At 72.3% G+C, this 23,172-nt stretch carries 22 protein-coding genes; 14 read left to right on the forward strand and 8 right to left on the reverse strand.

Annotated elements, in window-relative coordinates; translation table 11 throughout:
* Nucleotides 1-30: 30 nt before the first annotated feature.
* The 3 genes from ACIBI9_RS49505 to ACIBI9_RS49515 all read right to left on the reverse strand — a co-directional run bounded on the left by ACIBI9_RS49505 (nt 31) and on the right by ACIBI9_RS49515 (nt 3,974).
* On the reverse strand, nt 31-1,860 hold the full coding sequence (locus tag ACIBI9_RS49505) for a hypothetical protein (protein WP_397233844.1): 1,830 nt from the start codon (nt 1,858-1,860) through the stop codon (nt 31-33).
* Nucleotides 1,853-3,097 carry an FAD-dependent monooxygenase gene (locus tag ACIBI9_RS49510; protein WP_397233846.1) on the reverse strand — a complete coding sequence of 415 codons (1,245 nt, stop codon included), beginning with the start codon at nt 3,095-3,097 and terminating at the stop codon, nt 1,853-1,855. The genes ACIBI9_RS49505 and ACIBI9_RS49510 overlap by 8 nt, the downstream gene beginning before the upstream one ends.
* A gap of 391 nt (nt 3,098-3,488) precedes the next feature.
* Nucleotides 3,489-3,974, reverse strand: a complete 486-nt coding sequence (locus ACIBI9_RS49515) for a fasciclin domain-containing protein (RefSeq protein ID WP_397233848.1) — start codon at nt 3,972-3,974, stop codon at nt 3,489-3,491.
* A gap of 1,077 nt (nt 3,975-5,051) precedes the next feature.
* Here ACIBI9_RS49515 and ACIBI9_RS49520 point away from each other — a divergent pair.
* From ACIBI9_RS49520 to ACIBI9_RS49535, 4 genes are all read left to right on the forward strand, one after another.
* A complete protein-coding gene (locus tag ACIBI9_RS49520; RefSeq protein ID WP_397233849.1) occupies nt 5,052-5,912 on the forward strand; it encodes a class I SAM-dependent methyltransferase in 861 nt (286 codons plus the stop codon).
* A 31-nt stretch (nt 5,913-5,943) separates the two neighbouring features.
* Nucleotides 5,944-6,483 (forward strand): GNAT family N-acetyltransferase, encoded by a 540-nt coding sequence (locus tag ACIBI9_RS49525; protein ID WP_397233850.1) that lies wholly within the window; start codon nt 5,944-5,946, stop codon nt 6,481-6,483.
* A gap of 301 nt (nt 6,484-6,784) precedes the next feature.
* Nucleotides 6,785-7,267, forward strand: a complete 483-nt coding sequence (locus ACIBI9_RS49530; RefSeq protein ID WP_397233852.1) for an NUDIX domain-containing protein — start codon at nt 6,785-6,787, stop codon at nt 7,265-7,267.
* A gap of 108 nt (nt 7,268-7,375) precedes the next feature.
* Nucleotides 7,376-8,191: an alpha/beta fold hydrolase gene (locus ACIBI9_RS49535; RefSeq protein ID WP_397233854.1), complete on the forward strand. Its 816-nt coding sequence runs from the start codon at nt 7,376-7,378 to the stop codon at nt 8,189-8,191.
* 9 nt (nt 8,192-8,200) lie between these two features.
* Here the strand turns inward: ACIBI9_RS49535 and ACIBI9_RS49540 are convergent, their stop codons facing one another.
* Entirely contained in the window at nt 8,201-9,055 is an 855-nt protein-coding gene (locus ACIBI9_RS49540; RefSeq protein ID WP_397233856.1) for a nuclear transport factor 2 family protein, read from the reverse strand.
* Nucleotides 9,056-9,158: 103 nt separating this feature from the next.
* Here ACIBI9_RS49540 and ACIBI9_RS49545 point away from each other — a divergent pair, with 103 nt between their 5' ends.
* From ACIBI9_RS49545 to ACIBI9_RS49555, 3 genes are all read left to right on the forward strand, one after another.
* On the forward strand, nt 9,159-9,725 hold the full coding sequence (locus ACIBI9_RS49545) for a TetR/AcrR family transcriptional regulator (RefSeq protein WP_397233858.1): 567 nt from the start codon (nt 9,159-9,161) through the stop codon (nt 9,723-9,725).
* A gap of 62 nt (nt 9,726-9,787) precedes the next feature.
* Nucleotides 9,788-10,744 (forward strand): LysR substrate-binding domain-containing protein, encoded by a 957-nt coding sequence (locus tag ACIBI9_RS49550; protein WP_397233860.1) that lies wholly within the window; start codon nt 9,788-9,790, stop codon nt 10,742-10,744.
* Nucleotides 10,745-10,838: 94 nt separating this feature from the next.
* Complete coding sequence (locus tag ACIBI9_RS49555) at nt 10,839-12,005, forward strand: NAD-dependent formate dehydrogenase (RefSeq protein WP_397233862.1); 1,167 nt, start codon at nt 10,839-10,841, stop codon at nt 12,003-12,005.
* 27 nt (nt 12,006-12,032) lie between these two features.
* Here the strand turns inward: ACIBI9_RS49555 and ACIBI9_RS49560 are convergent, their stop codons facing one another.
* Nucleotides 12,033-12,581 (reverse strand): TetR family transcriptional regulator, encoded by a 549-nt coding sequence (locus ACIBI9_RS49560; protein ID WP_397233864.1) that lies wholly within the window; start codon nt 12,579-12,581, stop codon nt 12,033-12,035.
* A gap of 200 nt (nt 12,582-12,781) precedes the next feature.
* On the opposite strand from ACIBI9_RS49560, the gene ACIBI9_RS49565 reads away from it, so the two are divergent.
* Nucleotides 12,782-13,996: a cytochrome P450 gene (locus ACIBI9_RS49565; protein WP_397233866.1), complete on the forward strand. Its 1,215-nt coding sequence runs from the start codon at nt 12,782-12,784 to the stop codon at nt 13,994-13,996.
* 13 nt (nt 13,997-14,009) lie between these two features.
* Complete coding sequence (locus tag ACIBI9_RS49570; RefSeq protein ID WP_397233868.1) at nt 14,010-14,210, forward strand: ferredoxin; 201 nt, start codon at nt 14,010-14,012, stop codon at nt 14,208-14,210.
* Nucleotides 14,211-14,241: 31 nt separating this feature from the next.
* Here the strand turns inward: ACIBI9_RS49570 and ACIBI9_RS49575 are convergent, their stop codons facing one another.
* Complete coding sequence (locus ACIBI9_RS49575; RefSeq protein ID WP_397233870.1) at nt 14,242-14,424, reverse strand: hypothetical protein; 183 nt, start codon at nt 14,422-14,424, stop codon at nt 14,242-14,244.
* A 253-nt stretch (nt 14,425-14,677) separates the two neighbouring features.
* Here ACIBI9_RS49575 and ACIBI9_RS49580 point away from each other — a divergent pair, with 253 nt between their 5' ends.
* Nucleotides 14,678-16,150: an SDR family oxidoreductase gene (locus tag ACIBI9_RS49580; protein ID WP_397233872.1), complete on the forward strand. Its 1,473-nt coding sequence runs from the start codon at nt 14,678-14,680 to the stop codon at nt 16,148-16,150.
* A gap of 225 nt (nt 16,151-16,375) precedes the next feature.
* Here ACIBI9_RS49580 and ACIBI9_RS49585 read toward each other — a convergent pair whose 3' ends face one another.
* Nucleotides 16,376-17,830: a PucR family transcriptional regulator gene (locus tag ACIBI9_RS49585; protein ID WP_397233874.1), complete on the reverse strand. Its 1,455-nt coding sequence runs from the start codon at nt 17,828-17,830 to the stop codon at nt 16,376-16,378.
* 106 nt (nt 17,831-17,936) lie between these two features.
* Between ACIBI9_RS49585 and ACIBI9_RS49590 the strand changes: the two genes are divergently transcribed.
* Genes ACIBI9_RS49590 through ACIBI9_RS49605 form a run of 4 tightly spaced genes read left to right on the forward strand, consistent with a single transcriptional unit; the run spans nt 17,937 to nt 22,108 of the window.
* A complete protein-coding gene (locus ACIBI9_RS49590) occupies nt 17,937-18,827 on the forward strand; it encodes an ABC transporter substrate-binding protein (RefSeq protein WP_397233876.1) in 891 nt (296 codons plus the stop codon).
* On the forward strand, nt 18,824-19,642 hold the full coding sequence (locus ACIBI9_RS49595) for an amino acid ABC transporter permease (RefSeq protein WP_397233878.1): 819 nt from the start codon (nt 18,824-18,826) through the stop codon (nt 19,640-19,642). Before ACIBI9_RS49590 ends, ACIBI9_RS49595 begins: the two co-directional genes overlap by 4 nt.
* Nucleotides 19,639-20,400 (forward strand): amino acid ABC transporter ATP-binding protein, encoded by a 762-nt coding sequence (locus ACIBI9_RS49600; protein WP_397233880.1) that lies wholly within the window; start codon nt 19,639-19,641, stop codon nt 20,398-20,400. Before ACIBI9_RS49595 ends, ACIBI9_RS49600 begins: the two co-directional genes overlap by 4 nt.
* A gap of 16 nt (nt 20,401-20,416) precedes the next feature.
* Nucleotides 20,417-22,108 carry a thiamine pyrophosphate-binding protein gene (locus ACIBI9_RS49605; RefSeq protein ID WP_397233882.1) on the forward strand — a complete coding sequence of 564 codons (1,692 nt, stop codon included), beginning with the start codon at nt 20,417-20,419 and terminating at the stop codon, nt 22,106-22,108.
* Here the strand turns inward: ACIBI9_RS49605 and ACIBI9_RS49610 are convergent.
* Nucleotides 22,105-22,938 carry an NAD(P)H-binding protein gene (locus ACIBI9_RS49610; protein ID WP_397233884.1) on the reverse strand — a complete coding sequence of 278 codons (834 nt, stop codon included), beginning with the start codon at nt 22,936-22,938 and terminating at the stop codon, nt 22,105-22,107. The genes ACIBI9_RS49605 and ACIBI9_RS49610 overlap by 4 nt on opposite strands.
* Nucleotides 22,939-23,172: the final 234 nt, after the last annotated feature.

Genomic DNA, 23,172 nt, shown 5'->3' on the forward strand with positions numbered 1-23,172 from the left:
GCCGTCCGCCGTGCTCTTTTCCGCCGCGGCCTATGCGCAGCACAGGTACGGGCGGGAGAGCGTCAGTGCGGTCGCGGTGAGGGCCATCCCGAACAGGACCGGCGCGAGGTGCCACAGGTCGACGTACCCGATGACGAGGTGGGTGACGACGGCGGGCACGAACCCGGCGACGGCCGCGAGCGTCAACGTCCACCACACCCACGACTCACCGCGCCGCCATCCCCAGGCGCTCAGCAGGGTGATCGCCGCCGCGGCGCCCAGCAGCGTCCCGCCGAACCCGGCCCTGTCGTGCGCGATGAACGGCAGCAGCCGCGTCCCGGCCGCCCGCAACGTGTCCGGCCCGGTTCCCAGGTACTCCAGGTCGCTCGGGACGAAGACGCCGCCGAGGCCGACGGCCGACACGGCCACGCCGCCGACGAACAGTCCGATCCCGGTGATCACCATGAGGAGCTGGCCGGTGAGCGCCCGGCGGCGTTCGCGTTCGGGTCCGTCCGGACGGGACGTCCATCGCGGTCGCTCCCGGGGCCGCCGGGCCGCGGCCAGGAACATGGGCAGGAGCACGACGGCCAGCGCCGTGTGCAGCGGCTCCACGTACCCGTGGGTGAAGAGATAGGGCACGGCGGCGAACCCGATCGCCCCGGAGACCAGGTACGCCTCGCGCGCCCACGGCCATCCGCGGCGCATGCCCCCGGTGGTGAGTCCGATGTAGAGGACGCCGACGGCCACCATGGTGCCCGCCAGCGTGATCCGGTCGTGCCGCAGGAAGTGGACCAGGTGGTGGTTGACGGCGTGTAACGCCTCCTGGTCCATGTCGAGGAAGGCGCGGTCGTACCAGAGCAGCACCGGCCCGAGCGCGACCGCCGCGGCCACGAGCCCGGCGACCGCGATGACGGCGCCGGTCACCAGCCCCCACCACCAGGCGGGCCACCGGCGGGGGTCGCGACCCGTGGCCAGCAGGGACGTGACGGGCGCGGTGGGGGTCGCCGCCTCCATCACCCGCCCGAACCACCCGGGGCCCGCCTCGATCAGCAGCGCCGGCGTGGCTAGCACGATTTTGGTGGGGTCGGCAAGAATACGGGCCGCCGCTCCGACGGACGGGGAAGCGGGCTGCACGATGTCCCCGCCACGCGCCGGTCGGCACACCACCGCGCCACGCCCGCACCCACCCTCCCCCAGGTCATGCACGGGCCCGCCCTCCTCCGCGCCACGCCACGACCGAAGCCCCTCCCCGCCGCGCTTATGCCAACCCTCCCCCACCTCGTGCACGGATCTGTCCTGCTCCGCGTCGTGCTCGTGCCCGCTTTCTCCTTCCGCCCCTTGCGCAGGCCCGCGCTGCTGCGGGTCGTGCTCCAGCCGCGGCTCCTTCGTGTGACCCTCCGGGACGTGCGCTGGGAGGGTCTGCGTCACGTCGTGTTCCAACCGGTGCTGCTTCTCGTCGTCCGCCGGGAGGATCGCGTCCACGTGTGCTGCCAGGGCAGCGGTCACGGCCGGGTCCCCCGTACGGACCAGCAGCGGTACCCGCCTGCCCGCTGCTGCCTCCCGTACCAGCGGCACGTCCGCGAGCGCGACCGGCTCCACCAGGATGAGCCCCGCGCCGAGCGGCGGCAGCGCGCGTACGGCGTCCCGGGCCACCTCGGGCGGCACCGCCGCACCCAGCCGGCTGCGCACCTCCACCCCGCCCACGGTGCCCGACAGGTGCGCGGGCGGGTGCCGGTGCCCGAGCAGCCGCGCGACCGCCCGCCCGCCGCCGGGCAGCGATCCCGTCCAGGCCAGCGTGCGCAGTGCCACCCGCCGCGACCGCCGTACGCCCAGCAGCGCCCCCGCGATCCCCCGCAGCGGCTGGTACGTCCAGTCAGGCATCGCTCCCCGGCCTTCCACCGAGCCCGGGCACCGCTTCGGGGCCCCGTTCCGCCGGCTCAGGCGGCGTCCATCCGAGGACGGGATCCATCGACCGCAGCAGCAGGCCGGGCGGCACCAGGCGGGCGGCGAGGTTCCGTGACCACGCCGCCGGCCGCCACGCCATCAGGGACGCCGCCCCCAGCCGGGCCGAGCGGCGCACGATCGCCTGGGTACGGGGCCGCCGCACCCGGTCGTACCGCGCGAGCGCCACGTCCACGTCCGGATCCGAACGCAGGCAGGCGGCCAGCGTGACCGCGTCCTCCAACGCCGTGCCCGCCCCCTGCCCCAGCGTCGGGTCCATCGCGTGCGCCGCGTCCCCCAGCAGCACCACCCTCCCCCGTACGTACGTGGCCAGCGGCGGCGTCGTGTACACGTCGTGCCGGAGCACGGCGTCCTCGGGCACGGCCTCCAGCATCTCGGGCACGGGATCGGGCCAGCCGCCGAACCTGCGCATGAGCCCGGCGTACGCGTCCTCCTCACCGCCTTCGGGCGCGCGGGCCGCCGCGAAGCAGTAGAACCGCCCGCCGGGCAGCGCGGCGAACCCGAAGCGCTCCCCCCGCCCCCAGAACAGCGCCCCTTCGGCACCTCGCCCGCCCAGCGGCTCGGTCACCATCCGCCACGCCGTACACCCGGCATACCGGGGCGCCCGCGCCTCCGGCCACCCCTGCCCCCGCACCCGGCTGCGGATCCCATCGGCCCCCACCACCAGATCCGCCCGCACCTGCCCGCCGCGATACTCGACCACCACCCCCTCGCCATCCGCCCGAGCCCGCACGTCCTGATACTCGACCACCGCCTCGTCGCAGTACGCCCGGACGGCCCGCACCTCGCTGCCTGGCCGCAGTACGTCCGCCGGCAGTGCGGCCACGAGGAGCCGTACCAGCTCGGCCCGGTGCACCATGAGCAGCGGCCAGCCGTGCCGCCGCGCGACGTCTGCGTTGTCCGTCCTGGACAGCCATCGCCCGGCCCGGTCCCGCACCCCGCCCACGGTCTCCACCCCGGCGATCGCCCGCACCTGCTCGGCCAGACCCAATTCGGCGAGGGCGCGCGTGGCGTTCGGCCAGAGCGCCAGCCCCGCCCCGATCTCGCCGAACTCGCCGGCCCGCTCCATCACGGTCACCTGCCACCCGATCCGGTGCAGCGCGATCGCCGCCGCCAGCCCTCCGATTCCCCCGCCGACCACTACCGCAGCAGGCACGACTCGCACCCCCGACATCCACTTTTGAGCGACTGCTTAACCCGACCATAGACCGATTTAAGCGATCGCTCAACCGCCTCGATGGCCCACCGCCCGGGGCCGTACACGTATCGGCAGCCCACGCGGCACCCCCGGCGCGACCGCGTGCCGCGCCTCCTGCGCCGTCGCGCGGCCGGCCAGGAGCCGTGGGGAACGGGGGTGTACGCGGTGTCGGCGTCGTCCGGAGGTGAGCGGAGGTAGGCGGAGGTCCGGGGAGATGGGCGTGGACGGAGATGGGAGTGCGCGGGACGGGGAGCGTCTGGGGTGGGTGTGGGGAAGGGCTCTGTGGGCTTGGGTGGGAGCCGGCGGGGAGCGCGGCCGGTGACCGCGCTCCCTGATGGGTCAGGTCCTGTCAGTGGGGCAGCAGGATCTTGTCGACGATGTAGACGGTGGCGTTGCTCGTCATCACGCCGCCGCAGACGATCTTGGCGTCGTTGATGGTCAGGTTGTCTCCGGAGCCCTTCACGGTCAGGGATCCGCCCTGCATGGTCTTGAGCGTGGCGCCCTCGACCAGGTCGGACGGCGCCTTCTTACCGGTCACCACGTGGTAGGACAGCAGCTTGGTCAGCGCTTCCTTGTTGGCCATCAGCTTGTCCTGGGCTTCCTTCGGGATCGCGTCGAACGCCTTGTTGTCCGGCGCGAAGAGCGTGATGTCCGTGGCGGAGTCCAGCTTCTCCTCGAGCCCGGCCTTCTTCACCGCCTCCGACAGCTTGGAGAGTTCGGAGAGCTGGGAGAGGGCGGTGCCGACCGGCTGGTCCGAGACCTCGGCCAGGTTGCCCTCGATCGCGGAGCAGCCGGGTCCGGACGGGCTGACGGTGGCGGTCGGCGAGGGCGACATCTCCGGAGGAGAGGGCGACATCTCTGGCGAAGTCGGCGACATCTCCGGAGGAGAGGGCGACGTCTCCGGCATGGTTGTTTCCTCCGGCGACGGCACCGGCGTACGTGTGTGGACAGCTGCGCCGGCGGTACCAGTGGCACCGGCGGCCAGCGCCAACGCCGCCGCGAGAAGCACTCGTTTCACTGTGATCCCCCCGAGTTCGGTGTGCCGCGGCGGGCGAACCTGCCACGGCTCGAACGCAGCCCCGGGCTCGCACCCCGGCTGCCTCTCCAGTGTGGGCAGCCATTGAGAACACGGGAGTTACATTTCGCCCAAAATGCCACAAAAGCCGTACACCATAACTTTTGCCCGCCATATCTCCACAGAGGTTTCGAACTCGCCAGACCCTGGCCGGCAGGCCTTGCGCCCCTTTAAGAAGCGGGTGAAGCAGAGATACAGGCGGGCATGGCCCAGGATCTCGGCGTCAAGGACGAGGAGCGAAGGTGTGGCGCAAAACGTGCGCCGCGGTGACATCGTTCAGACCGGCCGTCTGCGGGATGGCGGCGATGATGCCGCCGGGCGCGCGGGCGGTCAGCCATCCGCCCTTGGCATTGAGGAGCAGGGCTCGATTGTCGCCGGTGTGGGTCCGACTGGGGGCGTTCGAGCTTCAGTTCGTGGCGGCACTCGGGGTGGATGCAGGCGCAGCCTGTCCTTGCGGGCTGAGAGCAGGAGGTCGTCCACGTCGAGGCCGACGACCTCGCTACAGGAGGGACCAGCGCGATGCACCGGTCGCATGGGGACAGGGATGCCTCGACGGCGCGCAGTCGGCGGATGCGGGCGCGTTCTTGGGGGGCGACGTCGGCCTTGCCTGGCTCCGGCGGGTATGGAAGTCGTCCAGCGCGATCAGGGCGGAGTTGACGTAGACATGGCTGCTCTTGGCGGAACGTCGCGCAGCAGCCACATCGACGCAACACATGTTGACACTTGAATCCAGGGCAACATATGTTGCCTCGCGTGGATTCGGAGCAATTCGGTGCTGACGCACGAAGTACCGCGGACGAAGTAGCCAGTGGTGGCGGGCTGGCCGCTCTTGCGCGATTGACGGAGACCATCTCGGCTCTGGAGTGGCGCAGGACGGAGATCATCGGCGAGCTGCGGCGCAGCGGGCAGGTGAGCTGGGAGGAGATAGGCCGGGCGTGCGGCATGACGCGGCAGGGCGCCACCCGGCGCTGGTCACGCCAGGTGCAGGCGAGCTCGTTCGACACCGCCGCGGGTGCCTATCATCGGGGGCGACCCGGATACCCGCTGTCCTCGGTCGAGTGGCTGGTGCCGCGTCGGGCCCGGCGCGTGCTCGATCTGGGCGCGGGCACGGGACAGTACACCCGGCTCCTTGTCGAGGCCGGGCTGAAGGTGGTCGCGGTCGAACCGTCCGAGCAGATGCGCCGGCGGTTGTGCGTGGCGCTCCGCAAGGCGGAGGTACGCGAGGGGCGCGCCGAACGCATCCCGCTGGAGGACGGCAGCGTCGACGCGGTCGTCGTCGCGCAGACCTGGCACTGGGTGGACCCCGCTCTGGCCGTGCCGGAGGTCGCGCGCGTTCTCGTGCCGGGCGGAACCCTGTCACTGGTGTGGAATGTCCGAGATCTCGCCGAGCCGTGGGTGGCGGATCTGGATGGCATTCTTCGCCGGCACTCCCGGTCCACGATCGACACAAGACCGTCCATCGGCGAGCCGTTCGGCCGGCCCGAGCACATGGAGATTCGCTGGAGTCATGTGATGACCCGCGCCGAGCTCCTGGACATGGTCGCCTCCCGCAGCTACGTGATCACGCTGCCGGAGGCGGACAGGGCGCTGCTGCTGGCCGACGTGGACAGGCTCCTGGATTCGCATCCCGATCTCAAAGGTCGCGAGGAGATCAGCCTTCCCTACATCACCCGGTGCACCCGTGTCCGCCTCGCCTGATCGCCCAGAAAGCCGCGGGAGGAGACCGGGCATGGGGCGCGAGAGCGTGACCGTACGCAAACTCGGCGTCGACGACGCCGCGGAGTACCGGGCCTTTCGCCTGGAGGCGTTGCGGGCCGCCCCCACGGCGTTCACCTCCAGTTACGAGGAGGAGAGCGCCAAGCCGCTGTCCGCGACGATCGAGCGGCTGGCCACCGCCGGGCGGCCGGACGACGCGGTGGTGGGCGCCTACGACGCGGGCCGCCTCGTCGGCATCGCCGGCCTGTCCGTACCCGTGCGCCGGCAGGAACGCCACAAGGCGACGCTGTTCGGCATGGCGGTCTCCGCGCATGCCACCGGCCGTGGCATCGGCAAGGTCCTGGTCCAGCGGGTCCTGGAGATCGCCGCGGCCGTCGACGGGCTGGCCCAGGTCGGTCTGACCGTGTCGGAAGGCAACTTGCCCGCCGAGCGGCTCTACCGCTCATGCGGGTTCGAGGCGTGGGGCCGCGAGCCGCGGGCGGTCATCGTCGGCGGACGGTCCATCGTCAAGCTGCACATGGTCCGCATGCTCGACCAGCCGGACCCCGCATGACCTCCACGTCGGCGCAGCCGTAGTCGACACGCGCGTTACGTCTCGCCGGCTGTCGCCACGCTCGTCAACAGCATCGGCAACGGCGGGTTCGCCGCGATGGGCACGTCTCCCTGGTGCGCGGCGTCGGCTTGTCGGTCGCCCGGGTGGGCTCAGGGCTCGCGATCGCCGGCTACGCCCACCGCGATCCTGATCGGGGCGGGGGCGCCCCCCAGCGCGCGGCCGGCGTGGCATCCGGGCCGGCGCGCTGAGAGACGGCCCGGCGCTACCGGGATCTCGGGGGCGCAACGGGTAGCGTGGACGGATGAGCAAGTCGTTCCTGGAGCCGGCGGAGTGGTATGCGACACTTCCGGCGTTCTACGCCTCTGCGTGCGTGCTGCTCACCGATGCCGAGGACCGGGTCCTCATGGTCAAGCCCAACTACCGGCCCTACTGGGCGATCCCCGGCGGCATCATGGAGGCCGACGAGCTCCCCCACGAGTGCGCCGTCCGCGAGGTCGACGAGGAGCTCGGGCTGCGCGTGGCGGTGACCGGACTCCTGGTGGTCGACTGGGTGCTGCCGATGGGCGACAGGCCGCAGAGCATGGTCAATTTCGTGTTCGACGGCGGCACCGTCACGGACCCGGGCCAGATCGTCCTGCAGGTTTCAGAGCTTGACGACTTCGGCTTCTTCCCCTGGGACGAGGCGGCCCGGCTGCTCCCGGCCACCACCACCGCCCGCATCCCGGCGGCACGGCAGGCGCGCAAGGACGCCCGCACCGTCTACCTCCCCTTCACCCCTCAGTAGCTCCCCTCGGTACGTCCAGACGCCCGTGGTCGGGTTTCGCACGCCCGCTTACCTAGGACTCCTAGGAAATAGGCTAGCATTCCTAGGAATGACCGAAAGGGGATCATCATGGCCACGCTGGACGTACCAGGCGCCGAGCTTTACTACGAGGTCAGCGGCGGCGGACCCGCGCTCCTGCTGCTGCCGGGCGGCGGCGGTGACGCGGCTGTCTTCGACGTGCTGGCCGGCCCGCTCGCCGAGCACTTCACCCTCATCGCCCTCGACCCACGCGGCTACTCGCGCAGCCGGCTTGACGGCCCGGCCGTGGACCAGCGGGTGGAGGTGCAGAGCGAGGACGCCCGCCAGCTGCTCGACGCCGTCACCCCCGACCTGCCCGCCTACGTCTTCGGCGGCAGCAGCGGCGCCATCGTCGGCCTCGACCTGCTCGTCCGGCACCCTGAGCGGGTGCGCCGCCTGGTCGCCCACGAGCCGCCGTGCTTCGCCGTCCTCCCCGACGCCCCCGCGCAGCTGGCCTTCGTCGAGGAAGTTCACCAGCTCTTCCGCGAGCAGGGGCTCGCGGCCGCGTCCGCCCGGTTCATGGAGGGCATCGGCGGCACCCTCCGGCCATTGCCGGACCCGGCCTCGCTGCCGCCCCGGGCCGCCGAGATGATGACCCGGCTGATGAACAACGCTCCGATCATGATGGAGCATGAGTTGCGGCAGTTCACGTCCTATGTCCCCGACCTGGACGCGCTCGGCCGCGTCGCCGACCGGCTGGTGCTGGCCGCCGGGCGCGAGAGCAGGGGGCATCTGCCGTACCGGCCCGCCGCGGTGCTGGCGGAGCGGCTCGGGCTCGGGCTGGTCGAGTTCCCTGGCGGGCACAGTTTCACCGACGCCCCCGAGGAGTTCGCCAAACAGCTGATCGAGGCGCTCACCGCCCCCTGAGCGGAGCTCTCACGCGCCGGCCACCTCGCGCATCAGCTCGGCCGAGACCATGGGGTTGCCGTAGTCGCGCGAGTGCACGATGAGCCCGTCCCGCACCGTCACGATCATGACGTACGTGGAGGCGAACGGCCTGCCGGTGGCCGTGACGGCCCCGTGCAGGGTGAACTCCGCCACCACCACGTCCGGGTCCGCGGTCTCCAGCAGGTTGACCCCGTCCGCGCGCTCGAATCGCCACAACCCCTTAACCGCCTCGACCCGGGCGCGCAGGAGGTCGCGGCCGACCGAGCGCGTGGGCACGCCCGGCGGGGCGAACGGGATCTCGATGACCACGTCCGGCGCGTACAGGGCGAGCATCGCCTCGTGGTCGCCGGCCGCCGAGACCTCGATCAGCCGCGCGGCGACCTCCTTGGCGCTCCCGGGGCGTGCGGGCGCGAGCATGGCCGCCTGCTCGGGCAGCATGCCGACGGCCTCGGCGGCGCCCACGGCGTTGGGGTAGTCGAGGTAGGAGATCACGGCGCCGTCGCGGACGCGGATCACCCCGAGAGAGGAGGCGAACCGGAACGGAGCCCCGCCGGCGCTCCCCTCCGGCTCGAACTCCACGACGACCACCTCCGGGTCGGTGGTCTCGTAGACGGTGGCGTGGACGTCGTCGAAGCTCAGCAGCCGCGCGATCCCGCCGGAGGCGCCCTGTTTCATGTGCTCACGGATGACCTGTACGCCTTCGAACCGGCGCGGCCGCCCCGGCATGCCGAACCGCAGCTCATAGACGGCGTCGCCGGCGAACACGTCGGTGAAGGCGTCGGCGTCCCTGCTCGCCAGGGCCTGGCGCAGATGCTCGACGACCGCCTGAAGGCTCTCGGACATGGTGATCCCCTCGGAGAGAACGGAATAGAATCGGAACGCACGCCCCGTTTCAGGTCTGGACGATACGGAACGCGCGCCCCGCTTGTCTAGAAAGGAGCTTTCGATGACGCCGGACAGGCCGCTGCGCGCCGATGCCCGCCGCAACCGCGCCCGTGTGCTGGAGGCCGCCGAGGCCGCGTTCTCGGCCGAGGGCATGGCGGTCCCGCTGGACGAGATCGCCCGGCGGGCGGGCGTCGGCGCCGGCACGATCTACCGGCACTTCCCCTCGAAGGAGGCGCTGTTCGAGGCCGTGATCCATGACCGGATCGGGCAGTTCGCCGAGGAGGCCCGCGCGCTCTCGGCGGCCGAGCGGCCCGGTAAGGAGTTCTTCGCGTTCCTGGGCCGGGTGATCGATCAGGCGATGCTCAACAAGGCGCTGTGCGACGCCCTGGAGGCCGCCGGATCGCCGGTCCAGCCTTCCGACGGCGTACAGCGCGACGTGTGGGAGGCCTTCGGCTCCCTGCTCGGCGCCGCCCAGCACGCCGGCGCCGTCCGCGCCGACGTCGACGTCTCCGACCTGCGGGCCCTGCTGTCGGGGGCGCTCGCCATGGAGCGCCACGCCCGCGACAGCGACCGCCCCGCCGGCCGGCTGGCCGAGCTCCTGCTGGACGCCCTGCTCCCCCGCCCCTGACCGCGCGCCTGCGCCCGGTGGTGGAGGCGCGGCGCGCGGCCGGGTCAGGGCGGCGGGAGGGGATGGACGCGGCGCGTGCGGGCGGGGCATCCTGTGGCGTGCTGTTGCGCCAGTTGGAGTATCTGGTGGCCCTGGCCCGGGAGCGGCATTTCGCCCGCGCCGCCGCGGCCTGTCACGTCTCCCAGCCGTCGCTGTCGGCGGCCATCCGCAAGCTCGAACGCGAGCTGGACGTGCCCCTCGTCCGGCGCGGGCAGCGCTTCGCCGGGCTGACCCCGGAGGGCGAGCGGGTGCTGCTGTGGGCGCACCGGATCCTCGCCGACGCGGACGCCCTGCGCCAGGACCTGTCGAAGATGCGCGAAGGGCTGTCGGGCACGTTGCGGATGGGCGCGATCCCGACCGCGCTGACCGCCGCCTCCCTGCTGACCACGCCGTTCTGCGAGCGCTACCCACACGTACGGGTGCTGCTGACCTCGCTGTCGTCGCGGGAGATCACGCGGCGGCTGGCCGAGTTCGAGATCGACATGGCGATGACGTACCTCGACGACGAGGAGGAGTTCGGCGAGGTGCATCCCCTCTACGAGGAGCGCTACCTGCTGCTGACGCCCTCCGACGGCGAGCTGGCCGGGCGCCGGGTGGCGCGCTGGGCGGAGGTGGCCGCGCTGCCGCTGGCCCTGCTGGCCCCCGAGATGCGCAACCGGCGCATCCTGGACGCCAACTTCCGGCAGGCCGGGGCGGTGGCCGTGCCCGCGATCGAGACCGACACCGTATCGGCCCTGTTCGCGCACGTCGCGACCCACCGGTGGTCCAGCGTGATCGCGCACGCGTGGCTGCACATGTTCGGGGTGCCCGAGGGCATGCGGGTCGTCCGGCTGGAGCGGCCCGCCCGGGAGCCGCGCGTGGGGCTCGTGCTGCCCGGTACGGGCCCGGAGTCGGTGATGGCGCGGGCGCTGCTCGACATCGCCCGCGACCTCGACCTGCGCGAGGTGTTCGACCGGCTGGCCCGAGACCACCTGGCATAGGCGTCCTCTATCGCCCGATAGACACAAACGCTTTGACCTGCGGATATACGTCGGCAGACAGTGAGATCACCCCGACCGACGAGGAGCCGAGATCATGGCCAAGGTGCTGTGCGTGCTGTACGACGACCCGATCGACGGATACCCGACCACCTACGCGCGGGACGGCCTGCCCGCGCTGACCGGCTACCCGGGCGGCCAGACGCTGCCCAGCCCCAAAGCGATCGACTTCACCCCCGGCCACCTGCTCGGCAGCGTCTCCGGCGAGCTGGGCCTGCGCCGATTCCTGGAGGAGCGCGGCCACACGCTGGTCGTCACCTCCGACAAGGACGGCGACGGCTCCGCCTTCGACCGCGAGCTCGCCGACGCCGACGTGGTGATCTCCCAGCCGTTCTGGCCCGCGTACCTGACGGCCGAGCGCATCGCCCGCGCGCCCAAGCTCAAGCTGGCGATCACCGCCGGGATCGGCTCCGACCACGTCGACCTCGACGCCGCCATCGCCCGCGGCGTCACGGTCGCCGAGGTCACCTACTGCAACAGCATCAGCGTCGCCGAGCACGTCGTGATGATGATCCTGTCCCTGGTGCGCAACTACCTGCCGTCCCACCGGACGGTTCTGGACGGCGGCTGGAACATCGCCGACTGCGTCGCCCGCTCCTACGACGTCGAGGGCATGCACATCGGCACCGTCGCCGCTGGCCGCATCGGGCTGGCCGTGCTGCGCCGGCTCAAGCCGTTCGACGTGCACCTGCACTACACCGACAAGCACCGCCTGCCGCGCGAGGTCGAGGAGGAGCTCGGGCTCACCTTCCACCCCGACGCCGCCGCCATGGTGCCCCACTGCGACGTGGTGACCGTCAACGCGCCGCTCCACCCGCAGACCGAGGGGCTGTTCGGTGACGAGCTGATCGGCTCGATGAAGCGGGGCACGTACCTGATCAACACCGCGCGGGCCAAGATCGCCGACCGCGACGCGATCGTGCGGGCGCTGGAGAGCGGGCAGCTCGCCGGGTACGCGGGCGACGTCTGGTATCCCCAGCCCGCGCCCGCCGACCACCCGTGGCGGACCATGCCGCACCACGGCATGACCCCGCACATCTCCGGCTCGTCCCTGTCGGCCCAGGCCCGCTACGCGGCCGGCACCCGCGAGATCCTCGAATCGTGGCTGGACGGCACGCCGATCCGCGAGGAGTACCTGATCGTCGAGGGCGGCGCCCTGGCCGGAGCCGGCGCCCACTCCTACACGACCCGGACGCGAGCCTGAGGCGAGCAGCCGGGAGCGCCGGATCGATCAGGGCTCCAGGCCCTTGCGGAGCAGCAGCCACGCGCGGTCGGCGGTCTCGCGCCGGAGTTCGGCCGGTATCTTGGCGAGCAGCCCCGCGATCATGCCCAGGGCCGTCACCAGGTCCTCGGCGGTGACGTGCTCGCGTACGCGGCCGGCCTCCCGCGCCCTCGCCAGCGGGCCCTCCAGCAGCGCCTCCACCTGGTAGCGCAGGCGCATGATGCGCGGATCCGTGGCGCTGACCATCGCGATGAACGCCGTCGAGGCGATGGCCTGCTCGGTCGTCAGCGCCAGCACGTCGTCGAGCGTGGCGGCCGGGTCGGTGGCCAGCTCCTCCAGCGCCCTGATGCCGTCGTCGAACACGGCCAGCGCGAGGCTGACGCGGTCGGGGAAGTGCCGGTAGAGGCTGCCCTGACCGACGCCGGCGGCCCGCGCGATCGAGGTGAGCGGCGCGTCGAAGCCGTCGGTGGCGAACAGCTCGCGGGCCGCCGCGATCAGCGCCGCGCGGTTCTCGGCGGCGGCGCTGGGGCCTCTGTTGGGTCGACGCGTGTTGGCCATAGCAGTACGGTAGCAACCGGACGATGTCGTCCGGTATTCCGGTCGTAATCGACCCCACCCCTCGACACACGCCGGGGGCGGGGCTACGGTTGCAACCGGACGATGCAGTCCGGTTGCTGCCGCATGTCACCCCCACGGCCTGGACTCGCATCGCCAGAGCGCGACGTCGCTGTTTCCGTACCCTTTTGAGGAGATACCGCATGACGCAGAGCGAGCAGGTCCTGAGCTATCCGATCCCGAGCGAGGCGGCGCTGGAGCCGCCCGCCGAGTGGGCGGAGCTGCGGGGGAAGTGCCCGGTCGCGCGGGTCACGCTGCCCAGCGGCGACGAGGCCACGCTGCTCACCCGGTATGAGGACGTCAAGCAGGTGCTGGCCGACCCGCGCTTCACCCGCCTGCTGAACGCGCCCGACGCGGCCCGGCTGTCGGCCAACGACGACGGCGGGCTGTTCAGCAGCGAGATGGCGTCGGTCATCCCGGACAGCGGCGAGCCGCACCAGCGGTGGCGGCGCCTGGTCGGCAAGTACTTCACCGCCAAGCGCATGGCCGCCCTGCGGCCCGCCATGGCGCAGATGGCCGAGCAGCTCATCGACGACATGGTCGAGCGCGGCGCCCCCGGCGATCTCAAGGCGTCCCTGGGCTTCCCGCTGCCGGTGTACGTGATCTGCGACCTGCTCGGCGTGCCCGCGTCCGACCGGGACCGCTTCGCCCACTGGTCGGACAGCCTGCTCAACCTGACCAAGTTCACCCAGGCGGAGACCGACGCCTCGCTGGCCGAGTTCATCCAGTACATGTCCGAGCACGTGGCCGCCAAGCGGGTGACGCCGGGCGACGACCTGCTCAGCGAGCTGATCGAGGCGAGCGCCGCCGAAGGTGAGGGCCTGACGGACGTCGAGCTGCTGGCCACCGGGATGGGGCTGCTCGTGGCCGGCCACGAGACCACCGCCAACATGATCGGCAAGATGGTGGGGATGCTGCTGTCCGACCGCACCCGCTGGGAGCGGCTGCTGGCCGACCCCTCGCTGGTGCGCACGGCGGTGGAGGAGTCGCTGCGCTTCGACGCCAACTCCGGCTTCGGCCTGCCCCGCTACCTGAAGGAGGAGACCGAGGTCAGCGGCACGGTGCTGCCCCGCGGCACGACCGTGATCTGCAGCATGGCCGCCGCCAACCGCGACGAGAGCGCCTTCGACGCGGCCGCCGAGATGGACCTGACCCGCAGCCCGAACCCGCACCTGGCCTTCGGCTCCGGCTCCCACTCCTGCCTCGGCCAGTCCCTGGCCCGCACCGAGCTGCAGGTCGTCCTGGAGGTGCTGCTGCGCAAGCTGCCCACCCTGGAGCTGGCCGTGCCGGTGGAGGAGCTGCACCGGGTGGAGGGCCTCGTGGTCGGCGGCCTGCGCCAGGTCCCGGTCCGCTGGTGAGGAGGAGGCTCAGATGAAGATCATCGTGGACGAGGCCAAGTGCTGCGGCGCGGGCCAGTGCGTGCTGATCGCGCCGGACGTGTTCGACCAGAACGAGGACGACGGCATCGTCATCCTCCTGGAGGCCGAGCCCGCCGCGGACCAGCACGCCGCCGTACGTGAGGCCGCCGCCGTCTGCCCGGCGGCCGCCATCCAGGTGGACGAGGACGCCTGAGTCCTGACCGCGCCCGCCCGGGCGGGCGCGGTCAGAGGGGTTTCGGCTTCTCGCAGGTGTAGCCCGCCGAGGACGGGTGGTCCTTGTCTCCGCGGATCCTGAGCAGGCGCCTGCCGTCGGTCTGCACCTCCAGCCCGCAGTTGCACTCGCACAGGATGCACGCGGTCTTCTTCCACGCGCGCTCCGGCCCGGTCGGCGGCCCAGTCGGCGGCAACGGCTCAACCGGCCGGTGGCCGAGGGGCTGCTCAAACGGGTCCCGTACCAGGAGACCCCGGTGCGCCACGAGGGACGTGCGCGCGGTCCGCGCCCGCCCCTCCCGGCTGCGGCCGGCGAAGCCACGCCGCAGGCGACGCGCGGGGCATAGGCCGGGCGGTCCACGGCAAAGCCATCTTTGCGCAGATTTCCGATTCGCCGCGACGCCGGATGGAACGGGCATAAGAGGGTCACCGGCAGTGGAGGGCACGGAGATGGCGCGTTGCCTGGTCACCGGGGCCACCGGCTACATCGGCGGCCGGTTGGTCCCCGAGCTGCTCGCGGCCGGGCATGAGGTCCGCTGCATGGCGCGCTCGCCCGGCAGGCTGCGGGATCTGCCGTGGGTGGCGCGGACGGAGGTGGCCGCGGCCGACGCCACCGATCACGGACGGACACGAGCGGCCCTGGACGGCGTCGACGTGGCCTACTACCTGATCCACGCGATGGGCGGGTCAGGGCAGTTCGCCGAGATCGACCGCAGGGCGGCCCGGACCTTCGCGGCGGCGGCCGAGGAGGCCGGGGTGAGCCGCATCGTCTACCTCGGCGGGCTGGTCCCGGGCGAGCGGCTCTCGCCGCATCTGCGGTCCAGGGCCGAGGTGGGTGAGATCTTCCTCGGGTCGGGCGTGCCCGCGGTGGTGCTGCGCGCCGCGGTGATCATCGGCTCGGGTTCGGCGTCCTTCGAGATGCTGCGCCACCTCTCCGAACGGCTGCCGGTCATGACGACGCCTCGCTGGGTGCGGAGCCGTACGCAGCCCATCGCCGTACGGGACGTGCTGCGGTATCTCACCGCCTGGGCAGAGGTGCCCGGCGAGGTCAACCGCGGGTTCGACATCGGCGGCCCGGACGTGCTGACCTATGGCGACATGATGCAGGGGTACGCGTCCGCGGCCGGCCTGCCCCACCGGTTGATCATTCCGGTGTGGGTGCTCACCCCGAGGTTGTCGAGCCTGTGGGTGGGCCTGGTCACCCCGGTCCCCTCGGGGATCGCGCGGCCGCTGGTCGAGTCGCTGCGCAACGAGGCGGTCTGCGGCGAGCACGACATCGTCCGGTACGTGCCCGACCCCGAGGAAGGGCTGATCGGTTTCAGCGAGGCCGTGTCGCTGGCCCTCAAGAAGATCAAGGAGGCCGACGTGGCCACCCGCTGGTCGTCGGCCTCCACGCCGGGCGCCCCGAGCGATCCGCTGCCCACCGACCCCGACTGGGCGGGCGGCAGCCTGTACACCGACTGCCGTGTCATCCGGGTGGCCGCGGGCCCGGAGGCGTTGTGGCAGGTGATCGAGGGCATCGGCGGGCGTAACGGCTGGTACTCCCTGCCGGTGGCGTGGCGCCTGCGTGGCCTGCTGGACAGGCTGTTCGGCGGTGTGGGACTGCGCCGCGGGCGGCGTGACGAGCACCGGCTGCGGGTGGGGGACGCCGTCGACTTCTGGCGGGTGGAGGAGGTGCTGCCCGGCCGCCTGCTGCGCCTGCGCGCCGAGATGCGGCTGCCTGGCCTGGCCTGGCTGGAGCTCGGCGTCTCCAATTCCGACGGCCGCACCTACTACCGTCAGCGGGCGATCTTCCACCCGCGCGGCCTGCTCGGCCACCTCTACTGGTGGGCGATCTCCCCCTTCCACGGCCTGGTCTTCGGGCGCATGCTCGTCAACGTGGCGGCCGCGGCATGGGCCCGCCAGCGGGTCATGTCCGGGTAGCTCACCCGAAGAACCCGGAGATGAGGTCCATGTCGAGCGGGGTCGGCTTGAGGCGGTAGCCCTCGGCCGGCTCGGCGCCCATGTGGTGACGGACCAGTGCCGCTCATGTGCGTCCTTTCTCGTCCGGGGACGCCGAGGCCTCCGGCTTGCCGCGCCGTACCTCTGGCGTGCGCATGACGATGCCCGCCGCCGCCGATCCCCCGCTGACACGGCGCTGTCACGGCGTCAGTCCATGAGACCGAGCTGGCGGCCCGCCCGCAGCGCCAGCCAGACCTCGGCGAACGCGGCGGTGGACGTCAGGTCGCGGCCCGTCAGCTCGGAGAACCTGCGCAGGCGGTAGGCCAGGGTGTTGGGATGGATGTGCAGCGCGCCCGCGGCGTCCTCGGTGCGCCGGTCGCGCTCCATCCAGGTCCGCACGGACGTCAGGAGCTGGGACCCGTGCGCGGAGTCGTAGGCGAGCGCCTTGCCGAGCACGTTCTCGACCAGCGCGGTGAGCGCCCACGGGTCGTCGGGCAGCCACCGGCCGGTGGTGTCGTCGCCGTAGTGGATCAGCGCGCGCCCCGACTCGGACGCCGTGGAGGCCGCCCACACCGCCTCCCGCTTGGGGATCTGCATGGACTCCCCGGGCGGGAACGGCCTGCTCATGCCCGCCGCGACCCCCGGCAGCGCGGCGATCGCCGGGCCGAGAGCGGGCGAGCCGAGCACGTAGCGGTCGTCGCCCCGGCGGAGCATCAGGTGCGGCTCGTCGTCGAGCGCCCGGTGGATGGCCTCGTCGGGCGCGTTCCTGATCACGAGGAGGGCCAGCTCCGCGTCCACGGGGATGCCCAGCCTGACCAGGCGCCGCCGCGCCGCGGCCGGATCGAGGACGTCCTGGAGCAGCTCGGACAGGGTCTCGGCGCCCTGGCGGCGCAGCGTCTCGCGCTCGTTGCGGGCCATGGCCACCTGCAGGGCGGCCACCGTGGCGATGTGCTGCACCACGGCCAGCCCGGCGGGCCTGGCTCCCTGGCGCTCGAAGGCGACGAGGAAGCCCGCCGGACCTCCCGGCGCAGGGACGGGCAGGACGAACCCGCCCGGAATGGTGGGCGGCGCCTCCGGCTCGGAAGGCAGCACCGCGACGTCGGGCACCGGCACCCCCGGCAGCAGCGGCCGCCCCTGCGGGGTGCACAGATAGACCTCGTAGCCGGACAGCCGCTCCAGCCGCTTGAACAGCGTCGCGCTGTCGAGGTCCTCGGCCGCCAGCCAGCGCAGCGCCCCGAACACCTGCAGCTGCGCGCCGAGACGCTGCCTGGCGTCCTCCTGCACGGCCGCGGCCACCTCCTGGGCGATCGCGATGAACGGCACGGCCAGCGGCACCTCCAGTACCGGCATCCCCCGCTCCTCGGCGGCCTGGATGAACGCGTCGTGCAGCGGCGGCACGTGCAGCTGCGCCGACAGAGCGAGCGCCGACACGCCCGCGTCGTCGAGCCGTTCCAGGTAGGCGCGCTGCTTGGCGGCCTGGCGCGGGATCGCGATCCCCGTCGTCATGATGACCTCCGCGCCGAGCAGCCAGGGCGTGGGGTCGTCGAGCTCGCTGACGTGCGCCCACGACACCGACCGCCCCAGCCCGGCCTCACCGGCCAGGAGCCGCAGCTGGAGAGCGGGAGAGCGCAGCAGGTCCTCCACGGACACCTTTGTGGTCACCCACAAAGGATATGGCGGGCCTTCAGTGCTGCCCCGATTGAAGGTTGGGGGTGCGGCATCCACACTCTGTAGTCATTCGCCCCTGTTCGGGAAGGCACGGCATCACATGAGAAGAGCACTCGCCATCACTTTGCTCACCGGATTGACCCTCACCGGATGCGCCGCGCCCGAGGAGACCACCACGGCGGCGCCCAAGACCGAGATCGCGGCGGGCGCCAAGGACGAGGCGGTCGCCAAGCTGCTCCCGGCCGACATCCGGCAGGCCGGCAAGGTACGGGTGGCCTCCGGCGTCTCCTTCCCGCCCATGGAGTTCTTCGACACCGACAACAAGACCGTGCTCGGGTTCGACGCCGACCTGGGCAAGGCGCTCGGCGAGGTGCTGGGCGTGGAGTTCGCCTTCGAGAACGTCAGCTTCGACGGCATCATCGGCGGCCTCAACGCGGGCCGCTACGACCTCGGCCTGACCAGCATGCTCGACAAGAAGGAACGCCAGCAGCAGGTGGACTTCGTCGACTACCTCAAGTCCGGGTCGGCGCTCATGGTGTCCAAGGGCAACCCGCAGGGCGTCAAGGAGACCCTCGACATGTGCGGCAAGAAGGTCGCGGTCGAGAAGGCCGCGACCGGCGACCTGCTCGTGGACGACGTCACGAAGAAGTGCGCCGGGGCCGGCAAACCGGCCGTGGAGAAGGTCCCCTTCCCCGACCAGGCGAGCGCCGTGCAGGCCCTGCAGTCCAAGCGGGCCGACATGGTCGCCGCGCTCGACCTGACCCTGGCCTACAGCGTGAAGCAGGCTCCGCAGCAGTTCGAGGTCGCGGTGAGCGCGATCGACCCGCTGCCCGTCGGCATCCCGGTCCCGAAGAGCAAGCCGCAGTTGCGTGACGCCGTTCAGGCCGCGCTGAAGAAGGTCATCGCGAACGGGACCTACGACCAGCTCCTGGCCAAGTGGAACCTGCAGGCGCAGGCGTTCAAGGACGCCGCGATCAACGCGGGCTCATGACTGAGCCCATAGTGCCGCTGCGGCGGCCCGGCCGGTGGGTGGCCGCCGCGGTGCTCGCGGTGCTGGCCGCGATGGCGGTCAACTTCGTGCTGACCACCCCGGCGCTCCGGCTCGACCTGGTGGCCGGCTACCTCTTCGAGCGGTCGATCATGCGCGGGCTGCTGCTCACGGTCGAGCTGACGGCGCTGGCCATGCTGGCGGGCGCCGTGCTCGGCACCGCGCTGGCGATCATGCGGCTGTCGGACAATCCGCTGCTGCGCTGGGTCGCCGCCGGCTACGTCTGGCTCTTCCGCGGCACGCCCATCCTGGTCCAACTGCTGTTCTGGTTCTTCCTGGGCGCCGTGATGCCGCGGATCAGCCTCGGCGTCCCCTTCGGCCCCGAGTTCTTCTCCGCGCCGGTCAACGCGCTGATCACCCCGTTCACCGCGGCCATCCTCGGCCTCGGGCTGAACGAGGCGGCGTACATGGCCGAGATCGTCAGGGCGGGCATCGGCTCGGTCGACCACGGGCAGCGGGAGGCGGCCGAGGCGCTGGGCATGCGGCCCGCGCTGGTCTACCGGCGCGTCATCCTGCCCCAGGCGGCCCGGGTGATCGTGCCGCCGACCGCCAACGAGACGATCTCGATGCTCAAGCTCACCTCCCTCGTGCTGGTCATCGGCCTGCCTGACCTGCTGACCAGCGCCCAGCTGATCTACGGGCGCAACTTCCAGCAGATCCCGCTGCTGATCGTCGCCAGCCTCTGGTACCTCGTCCTGACCACGCTGCTGACCTTGGCCCAGTCACGGCTCGAACGACGGTTCGGAGGCCGATCGTGAACGAACTGCTCGTCGCGAGGGGCGTGCGCAAGAGCTTCGGGAAGGTCGAGGTGCTCAAGGGCATCGACCTGACGGTCCACGCCGGCCAGGTGGTGTGCCTGCTCGGCCCGTCGGGCTCGGGCAAGTCGACGTTCCTGCGCTGCGTCAACCACCTCGAGCGGCTCGACGCCGGGGAGATCTGGGTCGACGGCCACCTGGTCGGCTACCGCCGCTCGGGCGGGAAGAAGTACGAGATGCGCCCGCGCGAGGTGGCCGACCAGCGGCGGGACATCGGCATGGTGTTCCAGCGCTTCAACCTCTTCCCGCACCGCACCGCGCTGGAGAACGTCATGGAGGCGCCCACGCACGTGCTCGGACGGCCCCGCGAGGCCGTCCGGCGGGAGGCGCTCGACCTGCTGCGGCGGGTCGGCCTGGAGGAGCGGGCCGGTCACCACCCCGCCCAGCTGTCCGGCGGCCAGCAGCAGCGCGTCGCGATCGCCCGGGCCCTGGCCATGAAGCCGAAGCTGATGCTGTTCGACGAGCCGACCAGCGCGCTCGACCCCGAGCTCGTCGGCGAGGTCCTCGACGTGATGAAGGACCTGGCCGGAGCGGGCATGACGATGGTCGTGGTGACGCACGAGATCGGGTTCGCCCGCGAGGTGGCCGACCACGTCGTCTTCATGGACGACGGGCTGGTCGTCGAGGCGGGACCGGCCGCCGAGCTGATCGCCCGGCCCCGGCACGAGCGGACCCGGGCCTTCCTGGCCAAGGTCCTGTAGACGAGAGGATCCGACCATGTCAGGGGGACAAGTCGTGCGGACGGGCGGCGACCTGGTCGTCGAGTCGCTGGCCGCGCTCGGCGCCACCACGGTCTTCGGCGAGCCGGGGCAGCACGCGCTCGGCCTGTTCGACGCGCTGCGCCGCTCGGACCTGCGCTACGTGGGGTGCCGTACCGAGCTGAGCGTCGCGTTCGCCGCCGACGGCCACGCCCGCGCGACCGGCTCGGTCACGCCCTTCCTCGTCTCCACCGGCCCGGGCGCGCTGGGCACCCTCCCCGCGCTCATGGAGTCCCGCGCGGCCTCCGTACCGGTGCTGGCCGTCAGCAGCCAGATCCCGGCGGACGGGCTGGGCGGGCGGCGCAAGGGCTACCTGCACGAGCTGCCGGACCAGGCCGCCTCCTTCAGGGACGTCGTGAAGTCGGTGCACGTGGTGCGGACGGCCGGGCAGATCGCGCCGGCGCTGGCCGAGGCGTGGGAGATCGCGCTGACCGCGCCCGCGGGCCCGGTCCTGGTGGAGATCCCGCAGGACGTGCTGCTCGCCGAGACCGGCATCCCGGCGGTGAGCGAGCTCCGGGTGGCGCCGAGACCGCTCGCCCCGCGGGCCGAGCTCGTCACAGCGGCGGCGGACCTGCTGGCGCGCGCGGCCAACCCGGTGATCCTGGCCGGCGGCGGGGTGGTGCGCGCCGGCGCCCAGGCGGCCCTGCTGGAGCTGGCCCAGGAGCTGGACGCGCCGGTCGCCACCACGTTCGGTGCGAAGGGCGCCTTTCCCTGGGAGCACCCGCTGTCGCTCCAGTCGTGGCTGGAGGACCGGCACCTGACGGCGTTCCTGGAGGAGGCCGACGTGCTACTGGTCGTCGGGTCGGGGCTGGGGGAACTGTCCAGCAACTACCACACGATGCGACCGAGGGGCCAGGTCGTGCAGATCGAGGCCGATCTCGGCAAGCTCGAGTCCAACCATCCGGGGCTGGCCGTCCACGCGGACGCCCGCCTGGCGCTGGAGGAGCTGGCGCGGGCCGTGAAGGGCGTGCGTACCGGCCGCGACGGGGCGGCGCCCCAGTCGGTGACACAGCCGGGGGCCCGATCGGTGGCACAGCCGGGGGCCCGATCGGCGTCACGGTCGGCTGTCCGCGACGTGCTCGCGCGCGTCGCGGCCCGGCTGGACGCGCAGGACCTCGCGCTCGAACGGTCGGTGCTCGCGGCCATCGACCGCGCGCTACCGGAGCAGGCCCTGAGCTTCTGGGACATGACGATCCTGGCGTACTGGGCCTGGTCCGCCTGGCCACGCCCGATGGAGTCGGCGCAGGGCGCGGGCGGGCTCGGCTACGCGCTGCCCGCCGCGCTCGGCGCGGCCGCCGCCACCGGCGGGCCGGTGCTGGCCGTCAGCGGCGACGGTGGGGCGATGTACGGCCTGGCCGAGCTGGCCACGCTGCACCAGCACCGGCTCGACGTGACCTGGCTGATCGTGGACGACGGCGGCTACGGCATCCTGCGCGAGTACATGACGGACGCGTTCGGCGCCGCCACGGGGACCGAGCTCGCGAGGCCGGACTTCGCCGCCCTCGCGGCGTCCTTCGGCGTGCCCGCCTGGCGCACCACTCCGGAGGACCTGGAGAGCGACCTCGCGCGGGCGCTGCGGACGCCGGGGCCGGGCGTCGTCGTGCTGCCCGCGACCCTGCGCATGTTCGCCCCCACCCACCTGACGAGCTAGCTCTTGCGGAAGGCGTCCGCGTGGTCCTGAGCCCACTGCTCGAACGTGCGCGGCGGCCGTCCGAGCACGTCCTCCACGGTCGGGTGGACCGTCGCCTCGTCGAGCGTGCCGTCCACGAAGAACTGGAAGAAGGCGTCGACGTACTCGACCGGCATGTCCGCTTCCATCTCGGCCCGCGCCTGGCTGTTCGTCAGCCCTTCGCACCGCAGGTCTCGGCCCAGCACCCGGGCGAGAACGGCGACCTGGTCGGCGGGCAGCAGCGCGCGGGAGCCGGTCAGCTCGTGGATCCGGCCCTCGTGCTCGCCGCCCAGCAGCGCGCGGGCCGCGACGGCCGCGATGTCGTACGGATCGACGGCCGCGACCGGCACGTCGGCGAACGGCACCCGCACCACGTCGCCGGCCTCGAGCTGCGGTAGCCAGCGCAGCGCGTTGGACATGAACGACCTGGGCCGCAGGAACGTCCAGGCCAGGCCCGACTCGCGCACGGCCCGCTCCGAGAGCGTCATGTAGCGGGAGACGGCGTTCCCGAGGTCCTCCAGCGCGGCCGAACCGCCGGACAGGAGCACCACGTGCCGCACGCCGGCGTCGCGGGCGCGCGCCAGCAGTCCGGGCAAGTTCGCATAGCCCGGCATGAGGTACAGCCCCTGGACGCCGTCGAGCGCCGCGGCCAGGCTCTCCGGCTGGTTGAGGTCACCGGTCACGGGCTCGGCGCCGGCCGGGAGGGCGCGCCGCGGGTCGCGGACGAGCGCCCGGACCGGCCGGCCGGCGGAGGCCAGCGCGGCGACGAGTTCGGAGCCGACGTTGCCGGTGGCGCCGGTCACTAAGATCATGCCGCCAGACTATCGGGAGTCCCATCGCGGCCGCGGCAAGGCCGCGCGCCCGATAATTCGCGAGATCCGCGCATTTGTCGGTCAGTGCCGCTAGGTTCGGCGCAACAACAGCGGCAGGGGCACGGAAACCCCTGCTCATTCGACATTTCATGCCCGGATTCGGGCTTCTGGAAGGCGGGGACCCCTTGGGTTGGCTGGCAGCAGGCGAAGGGTACGAGGTTGCCCTGATAGAGG

Source organism: Nonomuraea sp. NPDC050451 (genome assembly GCF_044458585.1).